The 2,554-nt window shown below is 59.4% G+C and carries 4 protein-coding genes; all 4 read left to right on the top strand.

Annotation, left to right across the window (positions count from 1 at the left end):
• The first annotated feature begins 59 nt into the window (after positions 1-59).
• A complete protein-coding gene (locus I2D41_RS10240) occupies positions 60-170 on the top strand; it encodes an LPXTG cell wall anchor domain-containing protein (protein ID WP_411161271.1) in 111 nt (36 codons plus the stop codon).
• Between the two features lie 289 nt (positions 171-459).
• A complete protein-coding gene (gene purE / locus I2D41_RS07740; protein ID WP_138374292.1) occupies positions 460-924 on the top strand; it encodes a 5-(carboxyamino)imidazole ribonucleotide mutase in 465 nt (154 codons plus the stop codon).
• Between the two features lie 36 nt (positions 925-960).
• Positions 961-1,959 (top strand): class B sortase, encoded by a 999-nt coding sequence (locus I2D41_RS07735; protein WP_195364129.1) that lies wholly within the window; start codon positions 961-963, stop codon positions 1,957-1,959.
• A gap of 66 nt (positions 1,960-2,025) precedes the next feature.
• The gene (locus I2D41_RS07730) at positions 2,026-2,445 is read left to right on the top strand and encodes a molybdenum cofactor biosynthesis protein MoaE (RefSeq protein WP_229042267.1); all 420 of its coding nucleotides are present in this window, start codon (positions 2,026-2,028) and stop codon (positions 2,443-2,445) included.
• Positions 2,446-2,554: the final 109 nt, after the last annotated feature.

Here is a 2,554-nt window from a genome sequence, read left to right as displayed (position 1 = left end):
GCCAGGCGGGCAAGCCCGCAGGCGACAAGGCCCAGGGCGGCAAGAAGAGCGGTTCGGCGATCCCCGTTACTGGCGATCAAACGGCGGCAACTGTCGCGACTGTCGGTGGCCTTGGAGCCATCATCGCTGCGATCGGTGCCTTCTTCCACCGTCGCAATAAGGCTGAGTAGTCCCAGCGACAACTAAGCAAACGTGCCCGCCGTCCCACCCAAGGACGGTGGGCACGCTTTTTTATTTCAGCTAACGTACGTCATGGCAATCCCCGGTAGGTCGAGGGGTGCTTTGCGGGCGGGCCAGGCTTTATCTGAACGACTTTGCGAAGCAACCGGAGTGAAGATAAAGCCTGCCCCGTCCGCAAAGCACCACGCAGACCGCAGGGACGGGAGCGGCTATACTACTCTCAGTAGTTAAGGGTCGCGGATTCGCCGCGTCACCGCTCTCAACAGGAGGTCTTTGTTTATGGCAGATCAGAAGCCGGTTGTCGGGATCATCATGGGCTCCAAGTCCGATCTGGGCGTTATGGAAGGTTGCACCGCCGAGCTCGAGGCACTGGGCGTGCCCTATGAGCTCGTGATTGCAAGCGCGCACCGCACGCCGGCGAAGGTCCATGAGTGGGCCTCGACTGCTGCCGACCGCGGCATCAAGGTGATTATCGCTGCTGCCGGCAAGGCTGCTCACCTGGGCGGTGTCGTGGCTGCGTTTACTCCACTGCCGGTCATCGGCGTGCCTATGAAGACGAGCGATCTGGGTGGTATGGACTCGCTGCTGTCGATGGTGCAGATGCCTTCGGGCGTGCCCGTTGCCTGTGTGGCCATCAACGGTGCCAAGAACGCTGCCATTTACGCCACGCAGATTCTGGGCGCCTGCGACCCCGAGTACCGCAAGGTTGTCGAGAAGATGAAGCAGGAGATGGCTGACGCTTAAGCGCTCTGCCAGTCCATTTGCAGCATAAGGAGAGCCATGTCCGACTATCAGGGAAAGCGTTTTTCGGCTTCTCGGATTCCCGATCCAGCCAAGTCGGGAGCGGCCCGCGCGCCGCAGCGGGGTCGGACATCCTCTCCTCAGCAACCGCGCGCGCCGCGCCCTGTGACGCCGGCGAAGCATCGCCGTCAGGATACACCTGCTGCATATCGCCCTTCGTCATACAGTACGGCCAAGAAGTCACCTCGCTCTTCGGCGCATACCGCGCCATCGAGCTATACCGAGCCGCCGCGCAAAAAGCGCCGCTCCGTCATTCCCATTCTGCTCATCATCATCGGCATTGGCCTGATCGTTGCCGCTGCCGCCATCTTTATCAACGCGCAGATTGGCTACAAGCAGGCGAGCGAGTCGTATCAAAAGATCGAAAAGCAATATGTGAGCGACAAGGACGCCAGCGGCGTGCCGATTATCGACTTCAACGCGCTTGCCCAGACAAATCCCGAGGTTGTTGGTTGGATTTACGCGCCCGGCACCAACATCAACTACCCCGTGGTGCAGACCAACAACAACTCCAAGTACCTCAACACGCTGTTTGACGGCACCGCCAATGCCTCGGGAGCCATCTTCCTGGATAGCGACGACACCGCGCCGGGCATGGTGGATCAGCAGACCACGATTTACGGTCATCATATGAACGACGGTTCGATGTTCAACGTGATTTCGGATACAACCGATCAGGCGACGTTCGACAGCATGGAATACGTGTACTACATCACGCGCGATGCGACGTATAAGTTGCGCCCGCTGGCGACCAAGGTGGTCGAGGACACGTATGCCAAGGCGCGCACGCCCAACTTTGAGGGCGATGACGGACTGAAGAATTATCTGTCCGAGATGCTCGACGGTGCCTCTGCCGTGGCGAGCGATGCCACCGATCGTGCCGCTTCGGCAACCAAGGTCGTAACGCTTGTGACCTGCCGTTCGCTGTCATTTAGCAATACGCGCGCCGTCATGGTGCTCACGCCGGTCGAGGAATAAGTTGTTCGAGAGTAGCTAAAAAAGCCCCGTCCCAAATGAGCTACTCGACGACGGTAAAAAGGAGAAATGATGCTTGAAAGTGGCAAATCGATGCCTTCGGTTGATGCTTGGCTGCGCGAAGCCAAGGCCGATGTTTCGGCGGCTGATTGTGGGATGTACCTGACACACAACGGCGTGGTGCGTGCGACGCCCAAGGCCGAGGTGCGTGGGGTCGAGACAGATGGTGTGGCGCCTGGGCATAAGGTGGGCGGCATGGTGTTTGGCTTCGATGCCGAAAAGGTGCAGGCCGCTATCGAGGCAACGCGCGCGATGCCGGGTATCGGCTATGTGCGCGTGTGGCTGGCGAGTGGCGAGCTTACCGTGGGCGACGACATCATGCTCGTGCTCATTGGCGGGGACATTCGCCCGCATGTGGTCGATGCGCTGCAGGCGCTCGTCGGTACCATCAAAAATGAGTGTGTGAGCGAGGTCGAGCGCGAGGCATAGGACTTTGCGATTAATTCGAGTCCATCTATAGAAAAAGCCCGCTGGCAGTTTAATTGAACTGCGCCCCAAATCTTGGACGCCCTAAATAGCGACTAGGCCGCGAGGGCCT

Source organism: Collinsella aerofaciens (assembly GCF_015552075.1).
Classification (GTDB): domain Bacteria; phylum Actinomycetota; class Coriobacteriia; order Coriobacteriales; family Coriobacteriaceae; genus Collinsella; species Collinsella aerofaciens_Y.
This window is presented reverse-complemented; position numbering and strand designations above follow the sequence as displayed.